A 3427-nucleotide genomic window follows, 5' to 3' on the forward strand; every position below is an offset into this window, starting at 1 on the left:
CGCGGACAGGACCGGGGACAGCGCCGGCCGCGCGTTCTCCGCGGCAGGGCCCGGTGTCAGCGCGTGGGGCAGCCCCTACCCGGGCTGGTTCTACGGCGTCCCGGTCCTGGTGATCGCCGCGGTCCTCGTGCTCGCCGTGGTGGTCGCCGTCCGCCGCACGGTGCTGCTGCCCGCCGTCAGCACGGACGACGCCGTCGATGCGGCCTGGCGTCTGGCGGTCGGCCGCACGCTCGCGACGATCGCGACCACGGGTCTGCTGCTCTACCTGGCCGGTGTGCTCTGGGCCGCGGGGGTGGCCTGGAAGATCCTGACGCAGGTCGGAGCGATCGGGTTGGAGCCGTTCGCGATCGTGCAGAGCATCGTGAGCCTGCTCTCGGCCGCCGCGGCCGTCGCCGCGCTCGCCGTCGCGGTGGTCCGCGTCGCGACCCTCGGTCGCGTGGTCGAGCGCGAGCCGGTCGCGGCGTGAAGCTGGAGGTGGACACGGCGAGCCCCGTCCCGCCGTTCGAGCAGGTCAGGGAGCGCCTCGCCGGCGCGATCCTCGCGGGCGAGCTCGCGCCCGGGGAGCGGCTGCCGTCCATCCGGCAGCTGGCGTCGGACCTCGGCCTGGCCGCCGGGACGATGGCCCGCGCGTACACCGAGCTCGAACGCGCGGGCCTCGTCGTCACCGCCCGCGGGAGGGGAACGCGGGTCGGAGGGACCGCGGAGGCCGATGGTGCGGTGCGCTCGGCCGCCGACGCGTACATCGCCGCGGCGCGCGGCAGCGGGCTCGACCTCGGCGCGATGGTCGCCCTCCTCCGAGCACGGCACAGCTGAGCGGTGAGCACCGCTCCACCCCACCGGCGCGACTCGGGCGGGCCGCCGCTGACCGCGGCGCTCGCGCCGCCGTCCGACGGTCTCCGATCCGGCCGGGCGACCCGACTGCCCGAGGTACCGTACGGAGGTGGAGCCGGAACCCCAGGACCTGGAGGCGATGCGCCGCCGCCTCTACCGTCCGGGCGCCTCCTCCACGGACCTCGCGTCCTACCTGCAGATCGTCGGAGACGGCACCGCGAGCGCCGAGCGGCAGGCCCGGCGAGCGCCCGGCGCCGAACCCGTGGCCCAGGACCCCGAGACACAGCAGCCAGAGGGACGGACTCCCGAACCGCCCAAGCCCGACACGCCGGAACGCCGACCGGCCGGCCGGTCCCGGCGGTGGCCGATCGTCGTGGGGACGGCCGCCGGTGGGGTGATCGTCGCCGCACTGGTCGGCGGTGTGCTGGCGAGCAGCCACTTCGCGCCGTCGCAGGACGCATCGCCCCGGACGTCCGAGGCGAGCACGAGCACGAGCGGGCCGAGGCCCGCAGGCGGCGCACTGACCGGGATCTTCGAGGACGGCGGCGCGCGTGCGACCGCCTCCGGCACCGCAGCGTTCGCCGGACCGATGGGCTCCCGGTTGAGCGACTCCGGCGCGTCGGCACCCGCGGGCCAGGTCCGCTACCTGTACGCGATCGCCGCGGGAGACACCGTGTACGGCATCACGACCCGCTTCGGGCTGTGCTCCGCCGATGTGATCGCTTCCGCACCGTACGGGTTCGACTGGGCGACGCCCGCACCGGGCACGGTGCTGCTGCTGCAGCGAACCGCGACCTTCCCGTCGAGGAACGCCACCGGTACCTGCTGATGCCGGCTGCGGCACCTGCCACGGGCAGGTCCGCCGGTGGCGCCGGGTGACGCGGGTCGATCTCGACTACAGCGCGAACCCCGCCCAGCGCGGACCGGTGCCGTCGAGATCGACGGTCCGGGTGTCGTCCGCCTCCCGCTCGATACGGAGCTCGAGCAGCGACTCCGCGACGCCGTCGACCAGGTCCGCACCCCACTCCACGACCACAGCTGACGTCGCGTAGTCGAGGTCCAGGTCGTCGAGCTCCGCGGCGGACGACAGCCGGTAGGCGTCGACGTGCACGAGCGGCGGCCCGCCGACGAGGGAGGGATGGGTGCGGGCGAGCACGAAGGTGGGGCTGCTGATCGGCCCGCGCACGCCGAGCCCCTCGCCGATGCCGCGGGTCAGGGTCGTCTTGCCGGCGCCGAGCGGACCGGTCAGCACCACGAGGTCGCCCGCGTGCAGCGCGGAACCGAGGCGGACCCCGAGCGCGTGCATCGCCTCCGGATCGGGGACGGTCAGGCGCTGGGTCACGCCGGCACCCGCTCGACCCGGGGGCCGATGCACGTCACGATCTCGTAGCCGATGGTGCCCGCCCAGCCGCCCCAGTCGTCCGCGGACGGCGCGCCGGTCGCGGGGTCCCCGAAGAGCACCACCTCGTCACCGACCTGCACCTGGTCGTCCCCGACGTCGACCAGGAACTGGTCCATCGCGATCCGGCCGCGGACCGGCCGCCGCTTCCCGCCGATCAGCACCTCGGCGCGGTTCGACGCCGCCCGGGGCACGCCGTCCGCGTAGCCGAGCGGCACGAGGGCGAGCGTCGTCGGCTCGCCCGCCCGCCAGACGTGGTCGTACGAGACGCCCGCGCCCGCGCCGATCCGCCGCATCGCCGCGACCTCGGTGGTGAGCGTCATGGCGGCGCTCAGCCCCGCGGGGACCCGCGCGGGATCGCCGAACGGCGATACGCCGTAGATCCCGATGCCGCAGCGGACCATCGTGTACGCCGACTGGTCGCGCGTGACCGTCGCGGCGGTGCTCGACAGGTGGAGCAGTGCGGGTTCGAGGCCCGCTCCCCCCGCCAGCCGGACCGCGTCGGCGAAGCGCGACTCCGCCAGCGCGTCCTCTTCCGGCGATGTGTTGGACAGGTGGCTGAACAGGCCGCGCACGCGCAGCGCTCCGTGCCGCTCGAGCTCGGCCGCGGTCTCGAAGACGTGACCCCACTGCCGCGCGTCCACCCCGTTCCGGCTGAGGCCAGTGTCGAGCTTGATCTGCACGGCCGCCCCGGGAGCCGTGGCCGCGACCCTCCGCAGCTGCTCCTCCGACGAGACGCCGAGGTCGACGCCCTCGCGGACGACGGGACCGAAGTCGGCGGCGGTGTGCAGGATCCAGGCCAGCAGCGGCGCCTCGACGCCCGCGCGGCGCAGCGCGAGCGCCTCCTCCGGGTCCGCGGTGCCGAGCCACGTCGCGCCGCCCTCGAGCGCCGCCTGGGCCGCCGTCTCGGCGCCGTGACCGTAGCCGTCCGCCTTCACGACCGCGAGGAACTCGGCCGTTCCCGCGAGCTTCCGCAGCACCCGGACGTTGTCGGCGATGGCCCCCGCATCGATCAGCGCACGCCGGATCGGCGCTGCGGACGACCGGTGCTCCCGCCCCTCCTCACCGCCCATCCGAGGCACCCTCCACGGTTCGCGGACCAGGCCCGTGTCGGCCACACGCGGTTCCGGGCCCCTCGAGCAGCGGCGCGCTGCGAAGCGGTGTGACGGCCGTGCGGGCGGGGGGTCGGCGCACCGG

The 3427-nt window shown here is 75.6% G+C and carries 4 protein-coding genes and 1 pseudogene; 3 read left to right on the plus strand and 2 right to left on the minus strand.

Translation table 11 applies throughout. The features are described 5' to 3' along the window. The 3 genes and pseudogenes from ACFE67_RS14615 to ACFE67_RS14625 all read left to right on the plus strand — a co-directional run. Positions 1-466 (plus strand): annotated as a pseudogene (locus tag ACFE67_RS14615) (hypothetical protein); the annotation flags it as partial. After that, the gene (locus ACFE67_RS14620; protein WP_375407600.1) at positions 463-813 is read left to right on the plus strand and encodes a GntR family transcriptional regulator; all 351 of its coding nucleotides are present in this window, start codon (positions 463-465) and stop codon (positions 811-813) included. The pseudogene ACFE67_RS14615 and the gene ACFE67_RS14620, both read left to right, overlap by 4 nt. A 127-nt stretch (positions 814-940) precedes the next feature. Further along, a complete protein-coding gene (locus ACFE67_RS14625; RefSeq protein ID WP_375407601.1) occupies positions 941-1660 on the plus strand; it encodes a hypothetical protein in 720 nt (239 codons plus the stop codon). Positions 1661-1726: 66 nt separating this feature from the next. Here ACFE67_RS14625 and tsaE read toward each other — a convergent pair whose 3' ends face one another. Continuing rightward, the gene (tsaE, locus tag ACFE67_RS14630) at positions 1727-2137 is read right to left on the minus strand and encodes a tRNA (adenosine(37)-N6)-threonylcarbamoyltransferase complex ATPase subunit type 1 TsaE (protein WP_375407603.1); all 411 of its coding nucleotides are present in this window, start codon (positions 2135-2137) and stop codon (positions 1727-1729) included. Between the two features lie 32 nt (positions 2138-2169). Next, on the minus strand, positions 2170-3303 hold the full coding sequence (gene alr, locus ACFE67_RS14635; RefSeq protein WP_375407602.1) for an alanine racemase: 1134 nt from the start codon (positions 3301-3303) through the stop codon (positions 2170-2172). Positions 3304-3427: the final 124 nt, after the last annotated feature.

Origin of the sequence: uncultured Amnibacterium sp. (assembly GCF_964244015.1) — a bacterium.
In the GTDB taxonomy this organism is placed as follows: domain Bacteria; phylum Actinomycetota; class Actinomycetes; order Actinomycetales; family Microbacteriaceae; genus Amnibacterium.

Bases quoted from the DNA above. Each gene is read 5' to 3' on its own strand.
- tsaE (WP_375407603.1), bottom strand. From the start codon at position 2,137: ATGCACGCGCTCGGGGTCCGCCTCGGTTCCGCGCTGCACGCGGGCGAC.
- alr (WP_375407602.1), bottom strand. From the start codon at position 3,303: ATGGGCGGTGAGGAGGGGCGGGAGCACCGGTCGTCCGCAGCGCCGATC.